The sequence below is a fragment of the Kocuria sp. CPCC 205261 genome (genome assembly GCF_040981025.1).
Classification (GTDB): Bacteria; Actinomycetota; Actinomycetes; order Actinomycetales; family Micrococcaceae; genus Kocuria; species Kocuria marina.
Genome location: NZ_JAVKPU010000015.1, coordinates 13,939 through 39,764 on the forward strand (window position 1 = coordinate 13,939; position 25,826 = coordinate 39,764).

Annotated in this window: 22 protein-coding genes and 3 pseudogenes; 13 read left to right on the top strand and 12 right to left on the bottom strand. The window is 67.9% G+C overall.

From position 1 onward, the window contains the following. Nucleotides 1-141 precede the first annotated feature (141 nt). Complete coding sequence (locus RF646_RS12275; protein ID WP_144931293.1) at nucleotides 142-1,620, bottom strand: sugar transferase; 1,479 nt, start codon at nucleotides 1,618-1,620, stop codon at nucleotides 142-144. A 510-nt stretch (nucleotides 1,621-2,130) separates the two neighbouring features. Between RF646_RS12275 and RF646_RS12280 the strand changes: the two genes are divergently transcribed. The 6 genes from RF646_RS12280 (at nucleotide 2,131) to RF646_RS12305 (ending at nucleotide 6,349) form a co-directional block, all read left to right on the top strand. Then, nucleotides 2,131-2,757: a 50S ribosomal protein L25/general stress protein Ctc gene (locus RF646_RS12280; RefSeq protein ID WP_368813846.1), complete on the top strand. Its 627-nt coding sequence runs from the start codon at nucleotides 2,131-2,133 to the stop codon at nucleotides 2,755-2,757. 179 nt (nucleotides 2,758-2,936) lie between these two features. Continuing rightward, entirely contained in the window at nucleotides 2,937-3,521 is a 585-nt protein-coding gene (pth, locus tag RF646_RS12285; RefSeq protein WP_368836115.1) for an aminoacyl-tRNA hydrolase, read from the top strand. Between the two features lie 174 nt (nucleotides 3,522-3,695). Next, nucleotides 3,696-4,991, top strand: a complete 1,296-nt coding sequence (locus tag RF646_RS12290) for an aminotransferase class V-fold PLP-dependent enzyme (RefSeq protein ID WP_368836116.1) — start codon at nucleotides 3,696-3,698, stop codon at nucleotides 4,989-4,991. Continuing rightward, nucleotides 4,988-5,461, top strand: a complete 474-nt coding sequence (gene sufU, locus RF646_RS12295) for a Fe-S cluster assembly sulfur transfer protein SufU (RefSeq protein WP_206400128.1) — start codon at nucleotides 4,988-4,990, stop codon at nucleotides 5,459-5,461. The genes RF646_RS12290 and sufU overlap by 4 nt, the downstream gene beginning before the upstream one ends. A gap of 258 nt (nucleotides 5,462-5,719) precedes the next feature. After that, nucleotides 5,720-5,875, top strand: coding sequence for a hypothetical protein (locus tag RF646_RS12300; protein WP_368836117.1), 156 nt, complete (start codon nucleotides 5,720-5,722; stop codon nucleotides 5,873-5,875). Nucleotides 5,876-5,911: 36 nt separating this feature from the next. After that, entirely contained in the window at nucleotides 5,912-6,349 is a 438-nt protein-coding gene (locus tag RF646_RS12305; RefSeq protein WP_368836118.1) for a transposase, read from the top strand. A gap of 109 nt (nucleotides 6,350-6,458) precedes the next feature. On the opposite strand, the gene RF646_RS12310 is transcribed toward RF646_RS12305, so the two are convergent. Together RF646_RS12310 and RF646_RS12315 are read right to left on the bottom strand one after the other, a co-directional pair. Then, nucleotides 6,459-6,851: a Na+/H+ antiporter NhaA gene (locus RF646_RS12310; RefSeq protein ID WP_368836119.1), complete on the bottom strand. Its 393-nt coding sequence runs from the start codon at nucleotides 6,849-6,851 to the stop codon at nucleotides 6,459-6,461. A 101-nt stretch (nucleotides 6,852-6,952) separates the two neighbouring features. Next, nucleotides 6,953-7,273 (bottom strand): annotated as a pseudogene (locus tag RF646_RS12315) (Na+/H+ antiporter NhaA); the annotation flags it as partial. A gap of 206 nt (nucleotides 7,274-7,479) precedes the next feature. On the opposite strand from RF646_RS12315, the pseudogene RF646_RS12320 reads away from it, so the two are divergent. Next, nucleotides 7,480-7,817: pseudogene (locus RF646_RS12320) on the top strand (aminoacyl-tRNA hydrolase). Between the two features lie 76 nt (nucleotides 7,818-7,893). Here the strand turns inward: RF646_RS12320 and nhaA are convergent. Beyond that, nucleotides 7,894-9,186 (bottom strand): Na+/H+ antiporter NhaA, encoded by a 1,293-nt coding sequence (gene nhaA / locus RF646_RS12325; protein WP_144931299.1) that lies wholly within the window; start codon nucleotides 9,184-9,186, stop codon nucleotides 7,894-7,896. 115 nt (nucleotides 9,187-9,301) lie between these two features. After that, complete coding sequence (locus tag RF646_RS12330) at nucleotides 9,302-9,802, bottom strand: DUF2505 domain-containing protein (protein ID WP_368836120.1); 501 nt, start codon at nucleotides 9,800-9,802, stop codon at nucleotides 9,302-9,304. 137 nt (nucleotides 9,803-9,939) lie between these two features. Here RF646_RS12330 and RF646_RS12335 point away from each other — a divergent pair, with 137 nt between their 5' ends. Further along, on the top strand, nucleotides 9,940-10,767 hold the full coding sequence (locus RF646_RS12335) for a sirohydrochlorin chelatase (RefSeq protein WP_368836121.1): 828 nt from the start codon (nucleotides 9,940-9,942) through the stop codon (nucleotides 10,765-10,767). Here RF646_RS12335 and RF646_RS12340 read toward each other — a convergent pair. Next, nucleotides 10,740-11,588 (bottom strand): uroporphyrinogen-III synthase, encoded by an 849-nt coding sequence (locus tag RF646_RS12340; RefSeq protein ID WP_035963630.1) that lies wholly within the window; start codon nucleotides 11,586-11,588, stop codon nucleotides 10,740-10,742. The two genes, RF646_RS12335 and RF646_RS12340, sit on opposite strands and share 28 nt — an antisense overlap. A 258-nt stretch (nucleotides 11,589-11,846) precedes the next feature. Between RF646_RS12340 and mfd the strand changes: the two genes are divergently transcribed. Then, entirely contained in the window at nucleotides 11,847-15,605 is a 3,759-nt protein-coding gene (gene mfd / locus RF646_RS12345) for a transcription-repair coupling factor (RefSeq protein ID WP_368836122.1), read from the top strand. Nucleotides 15,606-15,749: 144 nt separating this feature from the next. On the opposite strand, the gene RF646_RS12350 is transcribed toward mfd, so the two are convergent. The 3 genes from RF646_RS12350 to RF646_RS12360 all read right to left on the bottom strand — a co-directional run bounded on the left by RF646_RS12350 (nucleotide 15,750) and on the right by RF646_RS12360 (nucleotide 17,376). Then, nucleotides 15,750-16,181: a hypothetical protein gene (locus tag RF646_RS12350; protein ID WP_098053338.1), complete on the bottom strand. Its 432-nt coding sequence runs from the start codon at nucleotides 16,179-16,181 to the stop codon at nucleotides 15,750-15,752. 119 nt (nucleotides 16,182-16,300) lie between these two features. Next, complete coding sequence (locus tag RF646_RS12355) at nucleotides 16,301-17,119, bottom strand: purine-nucleoside phosphorylase (RefSeq protein WP_085106998.1); 819 nt, start codon at nucleotides 17,117-17,119, stop codon at nucleotides 16,301-16,303. Between the two features lie 77 nt (nucleotides 17,120-17,196). Continuing rightward, nucleotides 17,197-17,376, bottom strand: a complete 180-nt coding sequence (locus tag RF646_RS12360; RefSeq protein ID WP_368836123.1) for a hypothetical protein — start codon at nucleotides 17,374-17,376, stop codon at nucleotides 17,197-17,199. Nucleotides 17,377-17,482: 106 nt separating this feature from the next. Between RF646_RS12360 and RF646_RS12365 the strand changes: the two genes are divergently transcribed. Next, nucleotides 17,483-18,919: an NAD(P)H-quinone dehydrogenase gene (locus RF646_RS12365; RefSeq protein ID WP_085106941.1), complete on the top strand. Its 1,437-nt coding sequence runs from the start codon at nucleotides 17,483-17,485 to the stop codon at nucleotides 18,917-18,919. Between the two features lie 110 nt (nucleotides 18,920-19,029). Here RF646_RS12365 and RF646_RS12370 read toward each other — a convergent pair whose 3' ends face one another. From RF646_RS12370 to RF646_RS12380, 3 genes are all read right to left on the bottom strand, one after another. Beyond that, nucleotides 19,030-20,436, bottom strand: coding sequence for an MFS transporter (locus tag RF646_RS12370; RefSeq protein WP_368836124.1), 1,407 nt, complete (start codon nucleotides 20,434-20,436; stop codon nucleotides 19,030-19,032). A 245-nt stretch (nucleotides 20,437-20,681) separates the two neighbouring features. Then, complete coding sequence (locus tag RF646_RS12375) at nucleotides 20,682-22,487, bottom strand: biotin carboxylase N-terminal domain-containing protein (protein ID WP_368836125.1); 1,806 nt, start codon at nucleotides 22,485-22,487, stop codon at nucleotides 20,682-20,684. Between the two features lie 104 nt (nucleotides 22,488-22,591). Continuing rightward, the gene (locus RF646_RS12380; protein WP_368836126.1) at nucleotides 22,592-23,230 is read right to left on the bottom strand and encodes a nucleoside triphosphate pyrophosphatase; all 639 of its coding nucleotides are present in this window, start codon (nucleotides 23,228-23,230) and stop codon (nucleotides 22,592-22,594) included. 156 nt (nucleotides 23,231-23,386) lie between these two features. Here RF646_RS12380 and RF646_RS12385 point away from each other — a divergent pair, with 156 nt between their 5' ends. The 3 genes and pseudogenes from RF646_RS12385 to RF646_RS12395 all read left to right on the top strand — a co-directional run bounded on the left by RF646_RS12385 (nucleotide 23,387) and on the right by RF646_RS12395 (nucleotide 25,604). After that, entirely contained in the window at nucleotides 23,387-24,079 is a 693-nt protein-coding gene (locus tag RF646_RS12385; RefSeq protein ID WP_368836127.1) for a hypothetical protein, read from the top strand. A gap of 139 nt (nucleotides 24,080-24,218) precedes the next feature. Continuing rightward, nucleotides 24,219-24,557, top strand: a pseudogene (locus RF646_RS12390) (helix-turn-helix domain-containing protein); the annotation flags it as partial. Nucleotides 24,558-24,740: 183 nt separating this feature from the next. Beyond that, nucleotides 24,741-25,604 (top strand): SDR family oxidoreductase, encoded by an 864-nt coding sequence (locus tag RF646_RS12395; protein ID WP_368836128.1) that lies wholly within the window; start codon nucleotides 24,741-24,743, stop codon nucleotides 25,602-25,604. The last annotated feature ends 222 nt before the right edge of the window (nucleotides 25,605-25,826 follow it).

Genomic DNA, 25,826 nt, shown 5'->3' on the forward strand with positions numbered 1-25,826 from the left:
GGGGAGCCACTCGTGGGGGGGAAGGCGAGCGGCCAGGGGGACGCACTAGAAAGTGTAAGTGGTCACCCAGGAATTTGATGTATCTCACACGCAACGGTCATCACGATTGCATTTCGAGAAGAAATACTTCTGATTTCGACCTCAGTAGGCGCCTTCGGATGCGAAGACCGCGCGCACGGTCCGCAGCATGATGATCAAGTCCTGCACCGGCGACCAGTTCTCCACGTAGTACAGGTCCAGGCGCACGGTCTGGTTCCAGTCGAGGTCCGAGCGACCGGAGACCTGCCACAGGCCAGTGATCCCGGGGCGCACACGCAAGCGGCGGTAGACGTGCTGCTCGTACTTGTCCACCTCGCTGGCCAGCGGCGGGCGGGGCCCCACGAGGGACATGGTGCCGTTGAGCACGTTGATGAACTGCGGCAGCTCGTCCAGGCTGAACCGGCGCATCCACTTGCCGGGTGCGGTCACGCGGGGATCATCCTTCATCTTGAAGAGCACGTCCCCCTGAGACTCATTGGCGGCCATCAGGGCGGCCTTGCGTTCCTCGGCGTCCGTGTACATGGAACGGAACTTGAGCATCCGGAACCGGGTGCCGTCAATCCCCACGCGCTCCTGCGCGAAGAACGCGGGACCGCCGTCGTGCGCCTTGACCAGGATGCCCAGCACGAGCATCACGGGGAAGAGGATGATCAGCGCGGCCAGAGAACCGGTGACGTCGATGATGCGCTTGACGATCTTCTTGGACCGGGTGAAACGCGGGGTGGCCACGTGGATCAGCGGCAGACCCACGAGCTGCTGGGTGTGGATCCGGGGTCCGGCCACGTCCGTGAGCCCGGTGTTCATGACCAGTCGGATCCGCTCGTCCGCGAGCGCCCAGCCCAGGTGGCGGATCTCAGTGGTGTTCAGGGGTACAGCGGCGGCCATCACGAGCGTCTCGATGTCGTGCTCGCGGCACGCCTGCATGATCCCCTGGACGCTCGGGCGTTCCTCCGGCGCGAGTGCGTTGACGGGTACCCGCACGGAGTGCAGGGACTGCGGCAGTTGGTGGTGCGAGGTGGGCATATAGACCGCCACGGGGTTGAACCCGGCGTCCGGGCGACTCTGCAGCTCTCCAACAAGTTCCACCGCCCCCGGGAAGCGACCCACCACCATGGTGCGGGACATGTTGAGCCCGTTCTTGCGCCGCTGCATGAGTTGACGCCGCGCCCACATGCGTCCTGCGAAAAGGGCCAGTGTGCCGAGAGGCAGCGCGATCAGGATGTACCCGCGCGCCGTGGGCACGTTGAAGGCGTAGGAGGCGATGGCGATCGCGGCGAACAACGTGAGCGAGGCCGTGACGAGCTGCTTTGCCTCCTCCGCGCCGTTACCGATCAGCCGCACACCGCGGGTGCCGCGCAGCTCGAGCCACAGCCACCACCCCACGGCCAGCAGCAGCCCCACGAGCCAGTAGGGCACGGGCAGCACGTCCACCTGCAGCAACCCCTGCAGCCAGCCGAACCGCAGGGCCTGGGCCGCGGCGAGCGCGAGCACCAGGGACAAAGCGTCGTAGATCCTCAGTTCCGTCTGGTAGCTCTCGCGCCACGACAAGTGCTTGTGTTTCTGGCTTGCATGTTGGAACACGGTCGACGAACCTTCCCCCAAAACCGTTCGACGGCGAGACGCCCCACGCGCTCGCTCCGATGCGTGGACCGTTCCCAACGAGTCCCCGCACCGCGGTGTTCATCTCCCCCGAGATTTACGCCCGCTAATTAGTCAACATACTCTCTCACCTGCTCGAATATCCCCGGAGTTCATGAATCGGTACAGAATTGTGGACATGTGACGTCCTTGACGGGGCCGCGTCGTCGCCCGCTTGGGGGTCAAACCCGGAGGCGGCGCCGGGGGTGGGGCACGTGCTATCGTGGGCCCGTTGCCAAGGCGAGGGGGCGGTCGTCCCGCCCCGTTATCGACGACGGCTTGTGGATCCTTATAATCCACCGCGACCGGTGAGTGCATCCCGAGCGGTGGGCGAGTGGGGTACCGCACCACGTCGGTCGTAACAACGTTCGGGACGCACGGTGCGAGCACCTCCACCGTGACTCGGACGGTCTGACGGTAACCAACCAGACCCACGATCGAAGGAGACCCACCATGGTGGACGTCATCACCATTCCCGCGACCCTGCGCACCGAGTTCGGCAAGGGCTACTCCCGCCGCGTGCGCGCCAACGACCAGATCCCCGCCGTGATCTACGGCCACGGTGCCGAGCCGCTGCACGTGATCCTGCCGGGCCACGAAATGATGCTCGCGTCCCGTAACTCCAACGCCGTGCTCGAGATCGACGTGGACGGCGAGGGCCACCTCGCGATGATCAAGGACGTCCAGCGCCACCCCGTGCGCCCCGAGATCCTGCACATCGACCTGCTGACCGTGCGCCGCGGTGAGCGTGTCGAGGTCGAGATCCCCGTGACCGTCGAGGGCGAGGTCGCCGCGACCGCCGTGCACAACGTGGAGGAGAACGTCCTGCTCGTCGAGGCCGACGCGCTGAAGGTTCCTGAGAACGTCGTCGTGGACATCGAGGGCCGCGAGGCCGGCGAGCACGTCTACGCCGCGGACGTGACCCTGCCCTCCGGTGTCACGCTCGTGTCCGACCCCGAGCTGCTGGTCATCAACGTGTCCGAGCCCGTGGAGCAGGACCTGGGTGAGGAGCCGGAGACCGAGGACGCCGAGGGCGAGACCGCGCAGGAGTCGGCCGAGGAGTCCTCGGACGACGAGTGATCCGAGTGATCGCCCGTCCGTAACGGGTTGAGGCGATGTGATGAGCGGCGGCAAGCACCACGTGTGCCTGCCGCCGCCGTCGTCCCCGGGTCCGGACACGGGGACGGCAACGAACAATCCGACACTCGATACGGTGCGGGACGAACGAGCGGGGCCCCGCACGGAAGAAGGGACACGAGATGACGCAGCGGACGCTGGTCGTGGGACTGGGCAACCCGGGGGACCGCTACGCGGGGACCCGGCACAACATCGGTGCCATGGTCGTGGCCGAACTCGCGCAGCGCGCCGGCGTGAAACTCTCCGCCCACAAGGCGCGCGCCGCCGTGGCGGAGACCCGGATACGTCCGGGGGCGCCGCGACTCGTGGTGGCCCAGCCCCTGAGCTACATGAACGTCTCCGGGGGGCCTGTGAGCGCGCTGGCCCAGTACTACTCCCTGGGTGCGGACGAGCTCGTGGTGGTCCACGACGACGTTGACCTGTCCTTCGGTGCCGTTAAGCTCAAGCGCGGTGGTGGGGAGGGCGGTCACAACGGGCTGCGGGACATCACCAAGGCTCTGGGAACCAGGGATTACCTCCGCGTTCGCGTGGGCGTGGGTCGACCCCCGGGACGCATGGATACCGCCGATTATGTGCTCAAGCGATTTTCCGGCGCGCAGGCCAAAGAACTGCCGCTGCTCATCAGTGACGCCGCCGACGCCGTCGAGATGCTCAGCGAGCGGGGACTCACCGACACACAACAGCATTTCCACGCCAGATTGTCCTGACACCGGGCCGGGTTCTCGCGTCCGGCCCGCGTCGGCCGGTGACACCGTGGACCCGGCCCATAGTGACGGTGGGCTCAACACTGCGTAATCACCATTCGTCGCCGTGCTCGCACCGGACTACAGTCGAAATGCCCGCAGCGTTCGTCAAGGAGCGGAAGCTCGTAAGAAGGAGTCATGCCCACAACCCCCTTGGACAACGAGCAGGTCTTGAAGCTGAAGCAGGATTTCCCGCTGCTCACCGAATCGCAGGTGGCGGGTCATCCGTTGGTGTACCTAGACACCGGTGCCACCTCCCAGGTGCCCCTGGCGGTCGCTGACGCGGAACGCGACTTCACCCTGCATCATCGTGCAGCAGTCCACCGCGGCGCCCACACGCTGGCCGTCGAGGCCACGGATCTCTTCGAGGACGCACGGGCCACGATCGCGCACTTCGTGGGTGCGGACCCTTATTCACTGGTCTGGACCTCCAACGCCACCGAGGGGCTGAACCTGCTCAGTTACGCGATGTCCAACGCGACCGCAGGTTCCAATGGTTCCGAGAACGCGGAGCGGTTTCGAGTGGGGCCCGATGATGAGATCGTCACGACCCAGGCGGAGCACCACGCGAATTTGATCCCGTGGCAGGAACTGGCAGCCCGCACGGGTGCGAGCCTGCGCGTGGTTCCCGTGGACGCGCGCGGTCTGATCACGCCCCAGGCGGTTGCCGACACAGTCTCGGAGCGCACCAAGCTCGTCGCGTTCACTCACGTGTCCAACGTGACCGGTGCGATCACGGATGTGCAGGCCATCGTGGGGGAGGCCCAAAAGATCGGCGCGCTCACGGTTCTCGATGCGTGCCAATCCGTGCCGCACATGCCCATAAATTTTCCCGCGCTCGGCGTGGACTTCGCCGTGTTCTCCGCGCACAAGATGCTGGGTCCCACGGGCATCGGCGCGCTCTACGGTCGCCACGAGTTGCTCAATGCGCTGCCCACGTTCCTCACCGGCGGCTCCATGATCACCGAGGTCACCACCGAGCATGCTCGCTATCTGGACTCGCCCGTCCGCTTCGATGCCGGTACCCAGCGCATCAGCCAGGCCGTCGCCTGGGCTGAGGCCGTGCGATACCTGCAGGCGATCGGCATGGGCCGGATCGAGGCGTGGGAGGCCGAACTCGGCCGCCAGTTGGCACGAGGTGTCACCGAGATCGACGGCGTTCGTCTCCTCGGTCCCGAACCCGGGATGGAGCGCGTGGGCCTGGTCAGCATTGACGTGGCCGGGGTGCACGCGCACGATGTGGGTCAGCTCTTGGATGCCGCGGGAATTGCCGTGCGCGTTGGTCACCACTGCGCCCAGCCGCTCCACCGCGAATTGGGCCTCACGGCCAGCACACGCGCAAGCACGTATTTGTACAACACCACCGACGACGTCGATCGCTTCCTCGACGAGCTTTCGCGTGTTCGCGGCTACTTCCGGGCGGAGGGCGCGTGAGCGCTGAATTGGACCAGCTGTACCAGACCATCATTTTGGAGCACTCGCACAAGCGCAGTGGGGAGGCGAGCCAGGACGTTTCATCCGCTGGTGAGCGCAGCGGAGTGTCGCATCAGTACAACCCCACGTGCGGTGATGAAATCACCGTGCGGGTGACGGTGACAGGCGGGGAGACCCCCACGGTGGAGGCCGTGGAGTGGAACGGTGAGGGCTGCTCGATTTCCATGGCGGCGGCGTCGGTGTTAGCGGAAACGGCACCGGGAATGAGCCTGCCCGAGCTGGACACGTTGATTGAGCACTTCCGTGACATGCTGCGGTCGCGTGGCCAGGTGACTCCGGATGAAGAGATCCTGGGCGACGCCGCTGCTTTCGCGGGGGTGTCCAAGTTCGTGGCGCGCGTGAAGTGCGCGATGCTCAGCTGGGTGGCCGTCGAGGACGCCGTGAAGCACGCGGCGTCCAAGACCGTCTAAACGGTATCTAGTGACCCGTCTGTCGTGGAGGGGTTGCGGGCCGGGGCCTCCCTCACAGAGATTCGTGGGTTACCGGACATGCCCGGCTGACTTCAGATTACGTTCACATTCGGTCCTGGATCCGCCAGCTGCCCGGGCCGGTGGCGGTGACCTACGAGGCCGCCCCATCGGTTTCGGGTCATCTCGGGTGTTGAACGCAGACGGGATCCGGTGTGTGGTGGCGGCCCCTCGAAGCTGCAACGGTCTTTTGGGGACCGGGTGAAAACTGATGCGAAGGACGCGGTGCACCTGGCCCGCCAGTACTTGGAATCCCCGGCCACGCGGATGGCTTTTGATGCCGAGCACGAGACGGTTCTGGCCACTGCGGACCGCCGTGACCGACTGGATCAAGCAATTACCCAGATGGCCACCTAGTCCCAATTCACCGAGGTCGTCCATTGACTGGGGTGCTTGCGCGGGATCTCCACACTGACCGGCTTCGGGCTGGCAGTGGAGATCGGGGACTGGCACCGCTTCACCGGTAACACCATCGGGGCCTTCGTCGGGCTGGTGCCCTGCGAGCACTCCTCCGGAGCCAGCAGAGTACGAGGACCGATCACCAAGACCGGTAACACCCATGCCTGGCGGCTGCTGGTCGACGCAGCCTGGCACCACCGCCGGGCATACTGCATCGGCAAGATCATGCGGGACCGCTGGGACCTGGCCCCGGCTGCGGCTCGGGCCCGCGGCGATGCCAGCAACCGCAGATTGCACAACCGCTGGGTGCGGATGCTTGAACAGAAGAAGCGCTCCACGATCGCTAACGTGGCTATCGCACGGGAGCTGGCCGGGCGGTGCTGGTCCTTGGCCGTGATGGATGAGCAGATGGGCGGGGTGGCCACCGGATAGGTCTCCCGCCCCTACAAGCCGACCCGCCGGTGGTCCCGGGAGGTAGCGCGTGGAGCGACCCGCGATACAACTATGAGCAGCAGCACGACGTTCCTGTTGCGGTGCCACGTCAGTTGTCGTAGACGTCCGGATCCACGCCGTGGGCCCGGATTTTCTTGTACGTGGCGTTGCGGGTCAGCAGCATGATGCCACCCATGACGGCGGCCAACATGGAGCCGAACAGAATTCCCGCCTTGGCGTGGTCGTTGTGGGGGCTGCCGGTGGCGAAGCTCAGCTCGGCCACGAGCAGGGACACCGTGAAGCCGATACCGGCCACGACCGACATGCCGAACATGTCGGTCCAGGTGTAGTCGTTGTCCTTGACCGCTGAGCTGAACCGGTCCATGAGCCAGGATGCGCCGAAGATCCCCACGGGTTTACCGATCCGCAGACCGGCCACGATACCCAGCGCCACGGGCTCAGTGGCTGCGGACTTGATGCCCTCGATGCCGTCCACGGCCACGCCAGCGGAGAAGAAAGCGAAAATGGGGATGACCAGGCCAGGCCGTTGGATAGCGGGCGGAAACGATGCTCGAGGGCCGGGGCCAGGCCCATCTCGGGGTCCTCGTGACGGATGACTCGGGGAGTGTTCTTCATGACGGGCACCATGAACCCCAGCAAGACACCGGCAATGGTGGCATGCACGCCGGCTTCGTAGACGAACCACCACGTGGCCACTCCAAAGGGCAACAGGATCACCCAGGCGGCCCAGTGCTTGGCGATGAACTAGTTGGCGTACTTGTGGGTGAGTACCCAGAGGATCCCGAGCAGCACGGCTGCGCCGCCCAGGAAGAGCACGCGCACGGAATCCGTGTACACGAACGCAATGATGATGAGCGCGATCAGATCATCGACAACGGCCAGGGTCAAGAGAAAGGTGCGCATGGCAGTGGGCAGGGCCGAGCCCACGACCGCCAGGACGGCCACGGTGCCGAGCCGCTGCACGTGATCCTGCCGGGCCACGACATGATGCTCGCGTCCCGTAACTCCAACGCCGTGCTCGAGATCGACGTGGACGGCAACGAACAATCCGACACCCGATACGGTGCGGGACGAACGAGCGGGCCCCCGCCCCGAAGAAGGGACACGAGATGACGCAGCGGACGCTGGTCGTGGGACTGGGCAACCCGGGGGACCGCTACGCGGGGACCCGGCACAACAGCGGTGCCATGGTCGTGGGGGCGGTCACAACGGGCTGCGGGACATCACCAAGGCTCTGGGGACTAGGGATTACATCCGGGTTCGCGTGGGCGTGGGTCGACCCCCGGGACGCATGGATACCGCCGATTATGTGCTCAAGCGATTTTCCGGCGCGCAGGCCAAAGAACTGCCGCTGCTCATCAGTGACGCCGCCGACGCCGTGGAAATGCTCAGCGAGCGGGGACTCACCGACACACAACAGTACTTCCACCCGAGCAACCCGGCCTGACCGCCCGTCACGAGTAACGCGCCCGCTCCCCGGATCGGGGGAGCGGGCGCGTCTCCTGTGCAGCGGTGTGTGGGCGTCAGTCCAGGGTGTCCGGGTCGTGGCCGGCCGTGCGCATCGCCTTGTACTTCTTGTTGCGCGTGGCCACGAGAGTGCCACCGATCAGCGCGGCGAGCAGGGAACCGCACAGGATGCCCACCTTGGCGTGGTCGCCGTGGGGGCTGCCCTCTCCGAAGCTCAGTTCGCCCACGAGCAGGGACACCGTGAACCCGATGCCCGCGACGATCGTCATGCCGAACATGTCGAACCACGTGTAGTCCCGGTCCTTCTCCGCGGACGTGAAACGGTCCATGAGCCACGCGGCACCGAAGATGCCGATGGGCTTGCCGAGCAGTAGACCGGCCACGATGCCCAGGGCCACCGGGTCCGTGGCGGCGGAGGTCACACCGTCCCAGCCGCCCACGGCCACACCCGCCGAGAAGAACGCGAAGACGGGGATCACGAAGCCGTTGGACAGCGGACGGAAGCGGTGTTCGAGCGCGGGCGCCAACCCCATGCGCGGGTCCTCCTGACGGATGATGCGCGGCTTCTGCTTGAGCACGGGGACCATGAAGCCCAGCAGCACGCCCGCGATCGTGGCGTGGATCCCGGACTCGTAGACCAGCCACCACGTCACCACACCGATGGGCAGCAGGATGACCCACGCGGCCCAGTGCCGGGCCATGAACCACCCCATGAACTTGTGGGTGAGGAACCAGTACAGTGCCAGCAGCACCGCGGCCCCACCCAGGAACGGGAAGTTCACGCTCTCGGTGTAGACGAACGCGATGATCGCGATCGCGATGAGGTCGTCCACGACCGCCAGGGTCAACAGGAACGTGCGCATGGCCACGGGAAGGGACGAACCCACGACCGCGAGCACCGACACCGCGAAGGCGATGTCCGTGGCGGTGGGGATCGCCCAGCCGTGCAGCGCGGTGCGCTCCGAACCGGCGGCCAGGTTGACCCCCAGGAAGATCAACGCGGGAACGAGCACGCCGCCGCACGCGGCCACGACCGGCAGGATCGCCTTACGGATGTTGTGCAGTTCCCCGTCCACGAACTCGGTCTTCAACTCCAACCCCGTGAGGAAGAAGAAGATCGCGAGCAGCCCGTCCGAGGCCCAGTGCCCCACGGTGTGCTGCAGCCCGGCCACACTCGGGCCCACCTCGGTGTCACGCAGCCCGAAGTAGACCTCCCCCCACGGGGAATTGGCGATCACGAGGGCCAACACCATGGCGATCAGAAGGAAGAGACCGCCGGTGGTGTCCCGGCGCAGGAAATTCGTGAAGGATCCACCGGAACCGGAGGACGTCTGCGTGTCTGTGCTCAAGACAAGGAACTCCCGTCACGTGGTTCACGGGTGAACCGCGGTTGTCGAGTAGGACGAAGGATGGCCGGGCGGGCATCGATGGTGCCCGCCCGGCCATCCTAGACCCGCGAGGCGCTCAGTTCTTGATGATCCACGCCTCGGCCTGGCGGGCCTGCAGGGTCAGGGCCTTGCCGATGTAGGGCTCGGCGGCCGCGGCGATCTTCTTGCCCACGAGCGGGATGTTGGCCTGCACCTCACCGGTGACGTCTACCGAGGTCTCGTTCTCACCCAGGGGTTTGATGGTCTGGTGCGCGGTGGCTCCCACGGGCAGACCGGCCACTTTGATCTCGGTGCGCACGGTACGGGTACCGTCCGCGGCGGGGGCGCCGTACGTGTCCACCTGGGTGAGCTTCACCCCGCCCTTGACGAACTTCTGCGCCACGTCCGGCAGCTTGTCCGAGCCCATGCTGCGCACGGTGGTCGCGGTGAACGCCGTGGAGGTGTCCCCGTTGAGCTCGAAGGACTCGAACTGCGTTCCGGCCAAGGCGCTCACGTGACGGACGAAGACCTCGTCCACGAACGTGGCCAGGACGGTGTCCACGGGGGCCTTGATGGTGGTGGAAGCGTTGACGGACATGGTGCTCCTCAGGGTCGTCGCCGAATCGTCGGTTTCCGCGCGCCATGGGACACGGTGCGCGGGCTGCCCTCATCCTAGTCATCGGTCCCGCGACCGCGGCCTCCCGAATGCTCCGCGCAAGCCGGGAAACCGGCACAATGGACTGTGTGAACCCGCATCCCGCCTCCGCTCCCGTCCTGCTCGCGTGCGCCCACGGGACCCGCGACGAGCGGGGACAACGCGCCGTCGCCGCCCTGGTCGAGCAGGTGCGTGCGGCCCTTCCCGAGGTGGACGTGGTAGACACGTGGGTGGACGTCCAGGAACCCGACCTGGTGGCGCGCACCCGGGAACACGCCGAGCACCCCGCGGTGGTCGTGCCGCTGTTGCTCTCCGCCGGGTACCACGTGTTCGTGGACATGGCCCGGGCCGTCCAGTCCTCACCACAGCACGTCGTGGCCGCGGCACTGGGCCCCGACCGGCGCCTGGCGGGCGTGATGGCCCGGCGGCTCACCGAGGCGCTCGACGCCGCGGGCGCACCCGGTCTCGCACCGGCCGATCGCGTGCTCATGGTCGCGGCGGGATCCTCCGATCCCCGTTCGCGGGACGATTGCGAGCTCATGGCCCGATACCTCGGCGATGCACTGGGCACGCCCGTGACGGCCGCCTACCTCTCAGCGGCGCGGCCCTCGGTTCCCGATGCCGTGGCCGCCGCGCGCGCGGAGCTCGGTCAACACTCCGAACGGCCCGGCTCCCACGGTCGAGCATCGCGCCCGTACGCAGCGCAGAGCTCGGAAACCACGCCAGCCGATGCCGGGCGCGTGCTGCTCGTCCCGTACCTCCTGGCGCCGGGCTTCTTCCACAGTCGCGTCCTCACGGCCGGCGGCGACGTCGTGGCCGAGCCGCTACTCGTCCACCCCGGATCGGTGCCCCCGGAACTCATGGAGCTCACTGTGGAGCACTACCGCGAGGCGGCCTCCCGCGCGTGATCGCACACGGCCTTGACCATGGCCCCCAGGCGGAACCGCTCGGGCACCACGGCGTTCGTGATGCCCGCTTCCTCGAGCGGTTGTACACACACCGGCCCGATCGCCACCGCGGTGCACCGGCCCTCGCGTAATGCGCCCACCAACTCGTCGTACGCGCCCACCGAGCGAGCGGCGTCGAACAGCGCGTCCACGGCGGGCGCGGCGGTGAACGTGACGTAATCGATCTCCCCGGCCACGACGTCGCGCACGAGCCCGGCCAGTCGGGAACCCTCGTCCGCGGACTCCCACTGATAGGGCGCCACCACGCGCACCGCGATCCCACCCGCGCGCAACCGCTCGAGCTGCTCCTCGTCCGTGGTGCCGTGCACCTGCACAGTCACGGTCGCGGGGCGCTGCGCCGCGGGATCCCCCGCGAGCACGCGGTCCACGAGCTCCGCGGTGCGCCCGGACGCACCCGTGTACGCGCACGTCACGCCCTTGGCCTGCAACTGCCCCCGGGCCTTCGCTCCGCGTGCCATGACGACGACGCCGCGCAGCGTCTTCAGCAGCTCGTCACCCAGCCCTTCCTGCTCGGCCACGCGCAGCCACCGGTCGAAGCCGTAGCCCGTCGTGACGAGCACGGCGTCCGGGGGAGTCGCGATCGTCTCGCGCACGGTGGCGAACACGGCGTCGTCCTCGTCCACCGGGGCGAGCTTGAGCGCGGGCGCGTGGAGCACACGTGCCCCGTGGCGTTCGAACGCCCCGCCCTGCTCGGCGGCGCGGCGATGCGCGGTCACGGCCACGGTCAGTCCGGTCAGGGCGGGGTGCTCAGCTGTTGTCATGTCTCCAGGGTACGAGCGGGCCGCCCGGTACGAGTCCGGCCGTGGGAACGGGTGTCGGGTCCGCGCGCTCGCGTACGGGGCTGACCTCGCGTGAGTCCGGCCGACCCGGTGCACTTCTTGCGAGGGCATGGTCCGGACGGGGCGCTCGCGGGGGATCGTGTCCGACGTCCCGAGTAGGCTGTAGCGCGTTCCGTCGCGCCCGTCATGGGCGCGGGACCACAGGTCCCGATCACCGCACCCACCAGGAGTCAGCCACCCATGTCCCTGACCGGTCTGCTCACCGCGCTCTCCGAGGACCGCAGCTTCGCGAACATCCGCGCGCAGGCCGCCCGGCCGCTCACGGAACGCTCCGCCGAGACGATCATCAGCGCGACCGACGGCTTGCGCGCGCCGGTGCTCGCGCAGATCGCGCGGGGGCTCGCGGACGGGGCCGGGGCAGCGTCGTCGTCCGACGGGGCCAAGGGCGGTTCCGCGGGGTCCACCCCGATCCTGCTTGCCGTGACCGCCACGGGACGTGAGGCCGAGGAACTGCAGTCGGGGCTCGCGTCCTACGTGCCCGCCGAGCAGATCGCGAACTTCCCGTCCTGGGAGACCCTGCCGCACGAACGACTCTCGCCGCGCTCGGACACCGTGGGTCAGCGATTGAGCGTGCTGCGGCGCCTGGACCACGCGCAGGACGGGGAACAGCCGCTGCGCGTGGTCGTGGCGCCGGTGCGTTCGGTGCTGCAGCCCGTGGTCGCCGGGCTGGGTGCCATGAAACCGGTGACGCTGCGCACGGGCCAGGAGTACGACTTCCAGCAGCTCGTGACACGTCTTGCCGGGGCAGCGTATTCGCGCGTGGACATGGTGACCCGCCGCGGTGAGTTCGCGGTGCGCGGTGGCATCATCGACGTCTTCCCGCCCACCGAGGACCACCCGGTGCGCGCGGAGTTCTTCGGGGACGAGCTCGACGAGATGCGGTGGTTCGCGGTCGCGGACCAGCGCACGCTGACCGATGCCGAACACCCGTCCGTGATCGTGGCGCCGCCGTGCCGCGAACTACTCATCACCCCGTCGGTGCAGTCGCGCGCCGCCGAGCTCAAGGAACAGCTGCCGGGCGGGCGCGAGATCCTGGAGCGTATTGCTGGCGGGCAGTACGTGGAGGGCATGGAATCGCTCGCGCCACTGCTCGCGGGCGAGATGGTCCAGCTCATGTCCCTGCTGCCCGAAGGCTCCATGACCGTGGTGCTCGAACCCGAGAAGGTCCGGGCCCGCGCGCACGACCTCGTGGCCACCAACCAGGAGTTCCTCACGGCCGCGTGGGAGTCCGCCTCGGGCGGCAACGACGCCCCGCTGGACCTGCACGCCGCGCTCGACGCCGACGACGGCGCGTCCCGCACGCTCGCCGCCGGGTCCTTCCACACAGTGGGGGAGGTCCGGGAACTCGCGCTCGACCGGTCGGTGGGGTGGTGGTCCGTCACGGGGCTCAACGTCAACGCCGTGACGACCTCCCAGATCGACGCCGACACCGCGGACGAGGAGGTCCGGCTCGCGGACACCGACGCCGACACCCTGACCGTCACGGCGCGCGAACCCACCCGGTTCTCGGGGGACGTGGAGGCCATGCTGCGCTTCCTGGGGGAGCGCGTGCACGACGACTGGCGGGTCGTGCTCGTCACGGACGGCCCCGGACCGCTGCAGCGGCTGGGCGAGCTGCTGCACGGGGCGGAGATCCCCGCCGCCCGGTGCGACAGCCTCACGAAGGTGCCCCGGGCCGGTCTCGTGGAACTGACCACGGCCCGCGCCGGACGCGGGTTCGTCATCGAGGCCACGCGCACCGCCCTGTTGACCGAGGCGGACGTGCTCGGGCGTTCCACCGCCTACGACAACCGGGCCCAGCGCAAACTGCCGCAGCGGCGCAAGCGCAACCAGGTGGACCCCCTGGCCCTGCAGAAGGGCGACTACGTGGTGCACGAGCAGCACGGGATCGGGCAGTTCATCGAACTCGTGCAGCGACCGATCGCCGGGGCCATGACTGCCCCGGGTCAACCCAAGCCCGTGCGCGAGTACCTCGTGCTCGAGTACGCGCCGTCCAAGCGCAACGGTCCCCGGGACCGGTTGTTCGTGCCCACGGAGCAGCTCGACCAGGTGAGCACGTACGTGGGCGGGGAAGCGCCGTCGTTGTCCAAGATGGGTGGCGCGGACTGGAACAAGACCAAGCGCAGCGCCAAGAAGGCCGTCAAGGAGATCGCCAACGAGCTGATCCGGCTGTACTCGGCGCGCATGGCGTCCAAGGGGTACGCGTTCGGCCCGGACACCCCGTGGCAGCGCGAACTCGAACAGGCCTTCCCGTACGTGGAGACCCCGGATCAGCTCACCACGATCGACGAGGTCAAGGCGGACATGGAACGGCCCATCCCCATGGACCGGTTGATCTCCGGGGACGTGGGCTACGGCAAGACCGAGGTCGCGGTGCGCGCGGCGTTCAAGGCCGTGCAGGACGGCAAACAGGTGGCCGTGCTCGTGCCCACCACGCTGCTCGCCCAGCAGCACACCGAGACCTTCGCCGAACGCTTCTCGGGCTTCCCGGTGCGCCTGGCCACGCTGTCCCGGTTCCAGAGCGCCAAGGAGTCCAAGGCCACGCTCGAAGGACTGCGCTCCGGCGCGATCGACGTCGTCATCGGGACCCACCGACTGCTCTCCAAGGAGACCCAGTTCAAGAACCTGGGCCTGGTGATCATCGACGAGGAACAGCGTTTCGGCGTGGAGCACAAGGAGAAGCTCAAGGCCATGCGCACGGACGTGGACGTCCTGGCCATGTCCGCGACCCCCATCCCGCGCACGCTGGAGATGTCCATGACGGGCATCCGTGAGACCTCCACGCTCGCGACCCCGCCCGAGGAACGCCACCCCGTGCTCACGTACGCGGGGCCCTACACGGACAAGCAGGTCTCCGCGGCCATCCGGCGTGAGCTCATGCGCGAGGGCCAGGTGTTTTTCATCCACAACCGTGTCTCCTCGATCGAGGCGCAGGCCAAAGCGCTCGCCGAACTCGTTCCCGAGGCGCGGATCGCGGTGGCCCACGGGCAGATGAGCGAGTCGCGCCTGGAGCAGATCATCGTGGACTTCTGGGAGAAGAAGTTCGACGTCCTGGTGTGCACCACCATCGTGGAAACGGGCCTGGACATCGCCAACGCCAATACGCTGATCGTGGACCACGCAGACCGCTACGGGCTGTCGCAGCTGCACCAGTTGCGCGGTCGCGTGGGCCGTGGGCGTGAACGTGCCTACGCCTATTTCCTGTACCCCACGGAGAAACCGCTCAGCGAGACGGCACTGGAACGGCTCAAGGCCGTGGCCGCCCACAACGAGCTCGGCTCGGGTTTGCAATTGGCCATGAAGGACCTCGAGATCCGCGGCGCGGGCAACCTGCTGGGCGGGGAACAGTCCGGACATATCGCGGGCGTGGGCTTCGACATGTACCTGCGGCTCGTGGGGGAGGCCGTAGCCGAGTACCGCGGCGACCAGGACACGGGTCCCGCCGAGATGAAGATCGAGCTGCCCGTCAACGCCCACCTCCCGCACGACTACGTGCCCGGTGAGCGCTTGCGGCTCGAGGCGTACCGCACGATCGCGAACGCCGCCACGGAAGAAGCCGTCGCGGAGGCCGGCGAGGAACTCAAGGACCGTTACGGCCCGCTACCCACCCCGGTGGAGAACCTGCTCGACGTCGCCCGGTTGCGGATCAGGGCGCGCGCCGCGGGTCTCACGGACGTGGCCACCCAGGGCACCATGATCCGGTTCTCGCCGGCCGAGCTCACCGAGTCCCGCGAGATGCGCCTGACCCGGATGTACCCGGGCGCGCAGGTGAAGTCGGTCCCGGGGACGGACACCCGCATGGCGCTGATCCCCAAACCCAAGACCGCGCGGATCGGGGGCAAGGACCTCGTGGACGGGGAGATCCTCGCATGGGCACGGGAGGTGCTGGACGCGATCTTCCCTCCGGTACAGGCACCTACGGAAGAGGTCTCGCAGTAGGGATAGCGCGGCCCCGTCCGGGCTCCGCCTCGCCCGGGTACTGACTCACCCCGGGTACCTTGGCGCGGCGTCGTCGCAGGCCCGCACACGGAAACAGCCCCGCTCATCCGGGTGGACGAGCGGGGCTGTCGTGGATGTGGTGCGTCAGTGGCTCACGTTGTCCTGGAGCTGACCCGCTCCGATGGGCTGGCGGGCCATCTCGGAGGCGTCGCGCGGGAGGTCCAGGGTGACTTCCTTGCCACCCGTGGAGTGCTTGGCGGTGCTGCCGTTGAGGATCGTGGTGGGGACCATGAGGGCCAGACCGTAGGCCAGGATCCCGAGCAGGAACAACAACCAGCTGTCCGGGTAGGACGCGAAGAGGTAAAGGCTCACCAGGATGGTGATGAAACCGCCGCCGAAGAGGATGGCGTTCTTCACGACGTCGTCCTGGCCAGAGTATTGCGGCTTGCGGCGGGACGCGGAATCGTGGTCGGAGCGGGCGGCCCGGTGGTCCTCGGTCACCGCGTGGCTGCCATCCTCCACCGTGCGCCCAGCGGAGTACTGATCGCTCGTGTGTGTTTCGGCTCTTCTGACCATGAGTTCACCCTTTCAGACCGCCGCGGCGGGCCCATTACGTTCCTGCGCCCAGTCTAGTGCCTGGGACCGGAACTTGCCGACATTCCGTCGATATCGAGCACCCGAACCGGCGCGCGTTCTCACAACTTCGCGACGACGTCCGCGAGCAGCCGGGAGATCCGGGGACCGGCGGCCTGGCCGGCCTCGAGCACTTCCTCGTGGGACAGGGGCTCGTCGCTGATCCCCGCCGCGAGATTGGTCACGAGAGACATCCCCAGCACCTCGAGGCCGGCGTGGCGCGCGGCAATCGCCTCGAGCGCCGTAGACATGCCCACGAGGTCCGCCCCGAGCACCTTGGCCATCCGAACCTCCGCCGGTGTCTCGTAGTGCGGTCCGGTGAACTGGGCGTAAACGCCCTCGTCGAGTCCGGGGTCCACCTGGTGGGCGATGTCCCGCATCCGCCGAGAATAAAGGTCGGTGAGGTCCACGAAGGTGGCGCCCTCGAGCGGGGAATGGGCGGTGAGGTTGATGTGATCGCGGATCAACACGGGGGTCCCGGGCGCCCATGCGGGGTTCAGTCCGCCGCATCCGTTCGTCAGGATCATGATCTCGGCTCCGGCCGCGGCGGCCGTGCGCACGCCGTGGGCCACGGCCCGCACACCCTTGCCCTCGTAGAAGTGGGTGCGCGCCCCGATCACCAGGGCGTGATCCCCGTTCGTGAGCCGGATGGAACGCAGGGTGCCGCCGTGGCCCTGCAGGGCGGGGGCAGAGAAGCCGGGGATCTCGGTCGCGGGGATCTCGTGTTCGGTCTCACCGATGAGGTCCGCGGCACCGCCCCACCCGGAGCCCAGGGTCAGGGCGATCCGGTGCCTCTGCACGCCGGTGCGCTCACGCAGGACGTCCGCGGCGCGGCGGGCGAGGTCGAAGGGATCCGTGCAAGCCGTTGCGTTCTCAGTCACGGGCACCACTCTAAGCCGCGATCCACCGCTCGGACGTGAAAGGCCCGGGCAAGGGTCCTGCCGGCAAGGGGTCGTCCTCAACGATCGGCGGGAGGTGCACCCCGCATCACGTGGCCATTGAGCGGAGGGGCCGGATCGGACGCGGGCGGGCGCTGCCGGCGGAGTGAGGCCGTGAGAACCACCCCGACGACCAGGACGACGACGAGGACGACGAAAAGGACGAAGCCCAGAACGACAACGAGAGCGACGGTGGACATGTCTCCTCCTACGACGTGTGTTCGCTGACTCGGCCACTCGTAACCGGCCCGCGGAAGACCCGGACCACCATCATGGGCGGTAGCACCCGTGGTAAATGCTGCAACAATGGGGACCGTGAGTGTGCAGACTGAATTTGCGAATCCGAAGCTCGTGATCATCGGCGGCGGCCCCGGTGGTTACGAGGCCGCACTGGTCGCCGCGTCCCTCGGTGCGGAGGTCACCGTGATCGAGGAGCAGGGCATGGGCGGTTCCGCCGTGCTCACGGACGTGGTCCCTTCCAAGACCCTGATCGCGTCCGCGGACACCATGAACCGGTTCGCGGACGCCAAGGACCTGGGCGTGCACGTGGGGGACGGTCAGGACGCGAGCGAGGAGTTGAACAACCTCCGCGTGGACCTGGACACCGTCAACGTGCGCCTGCTGCGCCTCGCCGCCACGCAGTCCCGTGACATCAAGCGCGGCCTGGAGCGCGTGGGCGTGCGCGTGGTGCAGGGCCGCGGCCGCCTGGCCGATCAGCACACCGTGGTGGTCAGCCCCTCCGACGACGACGCCGAGTACGAACTCCACGCGAACGTCGTCCTGCTCGCCGTGGGCTCGCACCCCCGGGAGATGGACACCGCCAAGCCTGACGGCGAGCGGATCTTCAACTGGAAGCAGATCTACCAGCTCACCGAGATCCCCGAGAAGCTGATCGTGGTGGGCTCGGGTGTCACCGGCGCCGAGTTCGCCTCCGCGTACAACGGCCTGGGCTCGGAGGTCACCCTGATCTCGTCCCGCGACCAGGTGCTGCCCGGTTCCGACACCGATGCCGCCCAGGTGCTCGAGAACGTCTTCGAGCGCCGCGGTCTGCGCGTGCTGTCCCGCTCCCGCGCCGACTCCGTGGAGAACACCGGGGACGGCGTGCGCGTGACGCTCTCTGACGGGCGCAAGGTGCGCGGTTCGCACTGCCTGCTGGCCGTGGGCTCAATCCCGAACACCGCGGACATGGGTCTCGAGGAGGCCGGGGTCGCCATGGACGAGCGCGGTCACATCAAGGTGGACTCGGTCTCCCGCACGTCCGTCCCCGGGATCTACGCCGCCGGTGACTGCACGGGCGTGCTGCCCCTGGCCTCCGTGGCCGCCATGCAGGGCCGGATCGCCGTGGCCCACATCCTGGGTGACACCGTGCACCCTCTGCACACTGGCGAGGTCGCGTCCAACATCTTCACGTCCCCGGAGATCGCTTCCGTGGGCATTTCCCAGTCGGACGTCGAGGCGGATCCCACGATGTTCACCGGCATGACCATGAAGCTGTCCACCAACCCGCGCGCCAAGATGATGGCCGTGGACGACGGTTTCGTGAAGATCTTCGCCCGCCGCGGCAGCGGGACGGTCATGGGCGGCGTGGTCGTGGGACCGCGCGCCTCCGAGCTGATCTTCCCGATCGCGCTCGCGGTGACCCACCGCCTGGGCGTGGACGACCTCTCCGACACGTTCGCGGTCTACCCGTCCCTGTCCGGCACGATCGCGGAGGCCGCGCGCCGCTTGCATGTCCACCGCTGACTGCACCGCTCGTTCCGGCCGGGCACGGTTCGCACCCCGGGTACGACGCCGCCGCGGTGACCTTCGTACGGAAGGTCACCGCGGCGTCGTCGTCCGTGGAAGCGGAAGGCCTACGTGGCGGCCTTGGTGCCCACGGTGTACATGTTCACGTGCCGGGTCTCGGGGGAGAACCACAGCGCGATGAGCGTGATGACGGCGGCGAAAGACAGGTACAGGCCCACCGCGCCCACGCCGAAGCGCGCGTTGAGCAGGACCGCGATGTAGGGGGTGATCGCCGCACCCAGGATGGACGCGACGTTGTACGCGATGCCCGAACCGGTGTAGCGCACGTTCGTGGGGAACAGTTCGGGCAGGATCGCGGACATGGAACCGAACGTCAGGCCCATGAGGGTCATGCCGATCGTGAGGAAGACCAGCACGCGCAGCAGGGACGCATCCGCGCCCGTGCCCACGAGGTCGGGGTTCATGATCAGGGCGAAGCTCAGGCCGAACAGCAGGATGAGGCTCGTGATCACGAGCTGCGAGGAGCGGCGGCCGTAGCGGTCCGCGAGCCAGCCCGAGACGGGGACCATGGCGGCGAACAGCAGCACGGCGAGCAACTGCAGGATCAGGAACGTGCGGTACTCGATGCCCAAGCCACCGGTCTCCGGCTTGCCGATTCCGTAGGACAGCACCCATGCGGTCATCAGGTAGAACAGAACGTACGTGGCGAGCATGATGAACGTGCCCTGGATGATCTGCACCCACGACGTCTTGAAGACCTCGGCCACGGGGGCCTTGACCTTCTCACCCTGCTGTTCCGCGCGCTGGAACACCGGGGTCTCCTCGAGCTTGATCCGCACCCACAGGCCCAGCAGGACCATGACCACGGACGCGAGGAACGGGATCCGCCAGCCCCACACCAGGAACGGGTGGCCCGTGCCCAGGTGGTGACCCGCGGTGCCGAACTGCATGACCACCGTCAGCAGCAGGAAGAAGCCGTTGGCCAGGATGAACCCGAACGGCGCGCCGAGTTGCGGCCACATCGCGGCGCGGGCCCGTTTGCCCTCCTCCGCGTACTCGGTCGCGAGCAGGGAGGCACCGGACCATTCGCCGCCCAGTCCCAGGCCCTGACAGAAGCGCAGGATCGTGAGGATCAGGGGAGCCCAGATGCCGATCTGGTAGAACGTGGGCAGCAGGCCGATCAGGAACGTGGCGATACCCATGGTCAGCAGTGCGCCGATCAGGGTGGCCTTACGCCCGATCCGGTCCCCGTAATGACCGAAGATTACGGAGCCGATGGGCCGGCCGAAGAACGCGGCGGCGAATGTGGCCATGGAGGCCAGCAGTTTGGCGGTGTCGTTCTCGCCCGTGAAGAACAGGGCGGGGAACACGGCCACCGCAGCGGTCGCGTACACATAGAAGTCGTAGAACTCGATCGTGGTTCCCGCGAGGGACGCCAGGATCACGCGACTGCGGGGCACACGTGATTGCTCCGCGGGGGATCCCGGATCCACGGTGGACACGGTGGAAGACATGAAGAACCTCACAGGGACTCAGGGGCGAAATGCCTTCAAGATAAGACCGGCCATACCGCATGGTGAATTCTGGCGTCCACATTCTGAGATGGAACCTCGACGTCCCTCAGTTCGTGTGCTGGGCCGGTCTCGTCGTCGAGCGGGTGCGTAGCGGCCCCGGTCCTGTTCCGAACCGGGGCCGCTACGACGGATTGGTGGGGGCTCCGGGGCGACGCCCCGGCCCCGTAAGGCGATGCGCCGGGGCGTCAGCCCGTGATGGAGGCCAGCACGGTGCCGGCGGAGACGGTGTCCCCCTCGGACACGTCCAGGTCCTTGATCACACCGGACTTGTGGGCGGTGAGCGGCTGCTCCATCTTCATGGCTTCGAGCACCACGATCAGGTCCCCCTCGGAGACCTCGTCCCCGTTGGCCACGGCGATCTTCACGATCGTGCCCTGCATGGGTGAGGAGAGGGAATCCCCCGAGGCTCCGCGGGCCGCCGTGCCGCGTCCGGTGCGCTGCTTGCGTGCCTTGGGCTGGGCCGCGTCCGGGCGGGCCGCACCTCCCAGCTGCGGCATGGTCACCTCGAGGCGCTTACCGCCCACCTCCACGACGACACTTTGCCGTTCGGGTTCGTCCGCCGAGGGTTCGGGTGCCACGGTGAAGGGCTCGATCCGGTTGTCGAACTCCGTCTCGATCCACCGGGTGTGCACGGTGAAGGGGGTGTCGTCCGGGGTTGCGAACGCGGGATCGCTCACCACGGCCCGGTGAAACGGGACGACAGTGGGCATGCCCTCGATCGTCAGTTCCTGCAGGGCCCGGCGGGACCGTTCGAGGGCCTGCGTGCGGGTCGCACCGGTCACCACGAGCTTGGCGAGCATCGAGTCGAAGTTCCCGCCCACGGTCTCGCCGGCCTCCACGCCGGAGTCCACGCGCACGCCCGGCCCGGAGGGCACGGTGAACGTGGTGAGCGTGCCGGGGGAGGGCATGAAGTTGCGGCCAGCGTCCTCGCCGTTGATCCGGAACTCGAAGCTGTGCCCGCGGATCTCGGGGTCGTCGTAGCCGAGAGCCTCACCGCGGGCGATGCGGAACTGCTCCCGCACCAGGTCCAGTCCCGAGACCTCCTCCGACACGGGGTGCTCCACTTGTAGGCGCGTATTGACCTCCAGGAAGGAGATCGTCCCGTCCTGGCCCACGAGGAACTCGCACGTCCCCGCGCCCTGGTACTGGGCTTCCTTGAGGATGGCCTTGGAGGACTCGTAGAGCCGCTCGATCTGCTCGTCCGACAGGAACGGCGCGGGTGCCTCCTCCACGAGCTTCTGATTGCGCCGCTGCAGCGAGCAGTCGCGCGTGGACACCACGACGACGCTGCCGAACTGGTCCGCGAGGCACTGGGTCTCCACGTGGCGGGGTGCGTCCAGGAACCGTTCCACGAAGCACTCACCGCGGCCGAACGCGGCGGTAGCCTCGCGCACGGCCGATTCGTAGAGCTCGGGGATCGCGTCGCGCTCACGCACCACCTTGATGCCACGGCCGCCACCACCGAAGGCGGCCTTGATCGCGATCGGTAGGCCGTGTTCGTCCGCGAAGTCCAGGACCTCCTGGGCCGAGGACACCGGGTCGGCGGTGCCGGGGACCTGCGGCGCCTCGACCTTCTCCGCGATGTGGCGGGCCGCGACCTTGTCACCGAGCTGGGCTATCGCCGCCGGGGGAGGGCCGATCCATGTGAGTCCCGCCGCGATCACCGCGGAGGCGAATTCCGCGTTCTCGGACAGGAACCCGTAACCGGGGTGGACGGAGTCAGCACCGGCGCGTCGAGCGGCGTCGAGGATCTTGTCGATCCGCAGGTAGGAGTCCGCGGCGGTCGTCCCGCCCAGTGAGTACGCCTCGTCCGCCATGCGCACGTGCAGCGCATCCCGGTCCGGGTCCGCGTAGACGGCCACGGAGGCGATGCCCTCGTCGCGCGCGGCGCGGATCACGCGCACCGCGATCTCCCCTCGGTTGGCCACGAGGACCTTGGTGACGGGGCGGGTTGCGGTGGCGGCCTCTTGCTGCCGCGAGGTGGTTGTCACGTGATAGCTCCTTGTCGACTCTCTGCCGAAAGGTTAGTGCCCCGTGCCGGGGAACGCCTAAGCGCGGGGGCACCGCGGTGCGGTAACTGTGGAAGATCTACAAATCATTGCGCCCCGCCCTGTGCTGCGGCACCCCACCACGAGGACGCCCGGATCCCTACCCCGGCGAGCAGGGTACGCAGGGTGGACAGGCTCAGCCCGATCACGGCGTTCGGATCCCCGTCCACCCGTTCGATGAACTGGGATCCCCGCCCGTCCAGGGTGAAGGAGCCTGCGACCTGGAGGGGCTCACCCGTGGCCACGTAGTCCTCGATCTCCGCGCGTGTCATGGTGGCGAAGTGCACGTCCGCGGAACAGACCAGGCCGTTGCCGGAAGCCTCGCCCGTGCGCGCATCCACGAGCCAGTGGCCCGTGTGCAGCGTGCCCGTGCGCCCGCTCATGGCGCTGATGCGCTCGATCGCGATGTCCGGCTCGTACGGCTTGCCGTAGGGGGCGCCGTCGAGCTCGAACACGGAGTCGCAACCCAGCACGAGCCGCCCCTCCGCTTCCGGAAGCGCTGCGACGGCCTCCGCCTTGGCCCGTGCCAGTAGCAAGGCGGTCTCTGCGGGGGTCTCGGGGGCTTCCGCGGCCACGAGGGCGTCCTCGTCCACGTGGGAGACGACGGCGCGGTACGGGATGTGCGCGCGCTCCAACAGGGACGCGCGCGCCGGTGATTGCGAGGCCAGGACGAGAGCGGGGTGCACGCCCCTCACTCTACGGCGGATCGGGTGAGGGGACGTCGGTCCGGTGAGGAGGGGTGTGCTCGCGGGAGGGCCGCGATCATACAAATAGGGACACCCTCAAGCATCTGGATGTACCCTGTTACGTCGGCCGCGCGCGTGGAGAGGGAGGTGGCCCGGATGGTCGAGATCGTGCGTCGTGGTGCGCGCATCCCACGGGACCTCCCCGGCGTCACCGGGTCCCGACCAGCGACAGCATCCCACGCCTCGAACGGGCCCGTGCTGTCCCTCGGGGCCGGGCTGGCGAACGGGCCGTCCATAGGAGCCGGGCTCCCGCACGGGCCGTGGCTCTCGGACGGCATCGGCCTTACGAACGCCACCGGGACACCACCGGCGCGGCCTTCGCGATGGCTGTCCCGCCCCCTGACGTCGATACTGCTGGACGCCCTGGCCGTGACCCTGGCCCTGATCCTTGCCAACCAGGTGGTGGCTCGAGGCGCGGTGATCGCCCTGCCGGGCGACGCCGGACTCACGTACCCGCAACTGTCCGTTCCACTGGGAACGGGGTGGCTCGCGGTGCTCGCCATATGCCGACGGGTCGTGCGGCTGCCCCGTGGTTATTGGCGCACCGAGTGCCGCTGCATCGCTCGTGCCGCGTTCATCGTGCTCGGTGCGGTGTGCATGGCGGCCGTGGTCCTACCGCTCGACATCGACCGCCCGTTCATGGCCGTGACGTTCGCCGCGGGGCTGCTCCTGCAGCTCGTGAGCCGGTGGCTCATCCGGCGCGCCGCCCTCCGCCGATGGGACGACCGCGCGCGAACGGCGGGTCCGCACCTGGGATCCGAGGCGCGGAGCGCCGCCGTTCACGAGTGACGCGGGCCCGATGAGGGTGCTTCCTAGCTGTTGTGGGGGATGGGGTTGTTGGCACGGGTGTGGTGGTGAGATGAGGAGCGGGCTGCTCGTCGCGGGATGGAAGTTCCTACACCACCCACCCGTACGAGAGAGCCCGTTCATGACCCACGCTCATGCACCCCTGACCCCGACCGGCCTTCTGCGGATGGTGCACCGTCATCTTTACGATGGTGTGCCCCAGGCTCACGTGGCTGCAAAGTTCCGGGTTTCCCGGCCCACTGTGGCCACCTGGGTGGCCCGTTACCGTGCTGAGGGCGAAGCAGGACTGCGTGATCTCACCCCGTCCGGGGAGAACCTGCCACGCCCACCCCAACGTATCCGGGCCGGATGGGCCGGGCACATGATCCACCTGGATGTGAAGAAGCTCGGGAGAATCCCCGACGGTGGTGGTTGGTGGGCCCACGGGCGAGGCTCCCGCCAAGCCCTGGCTTCCGAACGCGCCCACAAGCAGCGTGGCGGGTACACCGCCCGCGCCAACCAGCCCCCCGCCTCACGCACCCCCGGATGCAGAATCACTAACTTTCATATCAGTACCTTACTGAGAAGTGCGTACCCTCTTTTCGGAAGTAATCGAAAGGTGGGGTGGTTATACCTTCCGTCAAGGACCCCATGGAAGGACATCATGAGCCTCGTTATCACCGGAGCTACCGGCCAGCTTGGCCGCCAGGTCGTGGAGACACTGCTGGAGCGCAACGTTCCGCCGCAGGAGATTGTGGCCGCAGGGCGTGCAGTTGACAAGATCGCGGATCTGGCACAGCGCGGTGTCCACGTGAGGAAGATGGACTACACCGACGCGGCCTCCGTAGGAAAGGCCATGAAGGGGGCCAGCAAAGTCCTCCTGATCTCAGGTTCCGAGGTGGGCCAGCGGGTGGAGCAGCACCGTTCCGTGATCGAGGCCGCTCAGCGCGAGGGTAGCCAGCTGGTCGCCTACACGAGCATCGCCAACGCAGACGGCAGTGGGATGAAGCTGGCCGTCGAGCACCAAGCCACCGAGACCCTCCTGGAGCAGTCCGGCGTTCCTTTCGTCCTGTTGCGCAACAGCTGGTATCTGGAGAACTACACCGACCAATTGCCGGGCGTGCTCGCTCAGGGTGCCCTCGTCGGCAGTGCCGGCAATGGTCGGGTGAGCGCCGCCTCCCGCGCAGACTATGCCCAGGCGGCCGCCGCGGTGCTGCTGGCCGACGACCAGGCCGGCAGGATCTATGAGCTCGGCGGTGACAAGCCGTTCACCATGGCCGAGCTTGCGGCAGAGATCAGCGCCGCGGCCGGCAAGCACATCTCCTACCAGGATCTGCCGCCGCGCGAATACGCCGCAATGCTCGTCAGGGTCGGAGTGCCCGAGGGGGGCGCGGAAATCCTCGCTGATTCTGATCTGGGAATAGCCCGCGGAGACCTCCTGGTGAACTCTGGAGACCTGAGCAGGCTTATCGGACGCCCGGCCACGTCCATGGCTGAGGCTGTTCGTTCGGCTGTCGCCGCAATCTAACCTCTCGGTAGAACCTGCATGAGTGGGTAGTTCTGTTTGTCCACCCTTCCAACCGGACAACCAGAACTGCCCGCCGACCTCGCCCCTGCTGGCAAACCCCACGCTGACGTCCGATGGTGACGTCTGCCGAGGGGTGCCCAGATTCTTCTATGAGTTGAGCCCCCGATAGTGGTGTAGCGCGGTGGTCTTGCTCGTCGTTGCCGACGAGAGCGCGGCCACCGT

Coding starts and splice junctions, on each gene's coding strand:
- RF646_RS12280 (WP_368813846.1), top strand. CDS start 2,131: ATGGTGGACGTCATCACCATTCCCGCGACCCTGCGCACCGAGTTCGGC.
- pth (WP_368836115.1), top strand. CDS start 2,937: ATGACGCAGCGGACGCTGGTCGTGGGACTGGGCAACCCGGGGGACCGC.
- RF646_RS12290 (WP_368836116.1), top strand. CDS start 3,696: ATGCCCACAACCCCCTTGGACAACGAGCAGGTCTTGAAGCTGAAGCAG.
- RF646_RS12330 (WP_368836120.1), bottom strand. CDS start 9,802: ATGTCCGTCAACGCTTCCACCACCATCAAGGCCCCCGTGGACACCGTC.
- RF646_RS12335 (WP_368836121.1), top strand. CDS start 9,940: ATGGACTGTGTGAACCCGCATCCCGCCTCCGCTCCCGTCCTGCTCGCG.
- RF646_RS12340 (WP_035963630.1), bottom strand. CDS start 11,588: ATGACAACAGCTGAGCACCCCGCCCTGACCGGACTGACCGTGGCCGTG.
- mfd (WP_368836122.1), top strand. CDS start 11,847: ATGTCCCTGACCGGTCTGCTCACCGCGCTCTCCGAGGACCGCAGCTTC.
- RF646_RS12350 (WP_098053338.1), bottom strand. CDS start 16,181: ATGGTCAGAAGAGCCGAAACACACACGAGCGATCAGTACTCCGCTGGG.
- RF646_RS12360 (WP_368836123.1), bottom strand. CDS start 17,376: ATGTCCACCGTCGCTCTCGTTGTCGTTCTGGGCTTCGTCCTTTTCGTC.
- RF646_RS12365 (WP_085106941.1), top strand. CDS start 17,483: ATGGGGACCGTGAGTGTGCAGACTGAATTTGCGAATCCGAAGCTCGTG.
- RF646_RS12370 (WP_368836124.1), bottom strand. CDS start 20,436: ATGTCTTCCACCGTGTCCACCGTGGATCCGGGATCCCCCGCGGAGCAA.
- RF646_RS12385 (WP_368836127.1), top strand. CDS start 23,387: ATGGTCGAGATCGTGCGTCGTGGTGCGCGCATCCCACGGGACCTCCCC.
- RF646_RS12395 (WP_368836128.1), top strand. CDS start 24,741: ATGAGCCTCGTTATCACCGGAGCTACCGGCCAGCTTGGCCGCCAGGTC.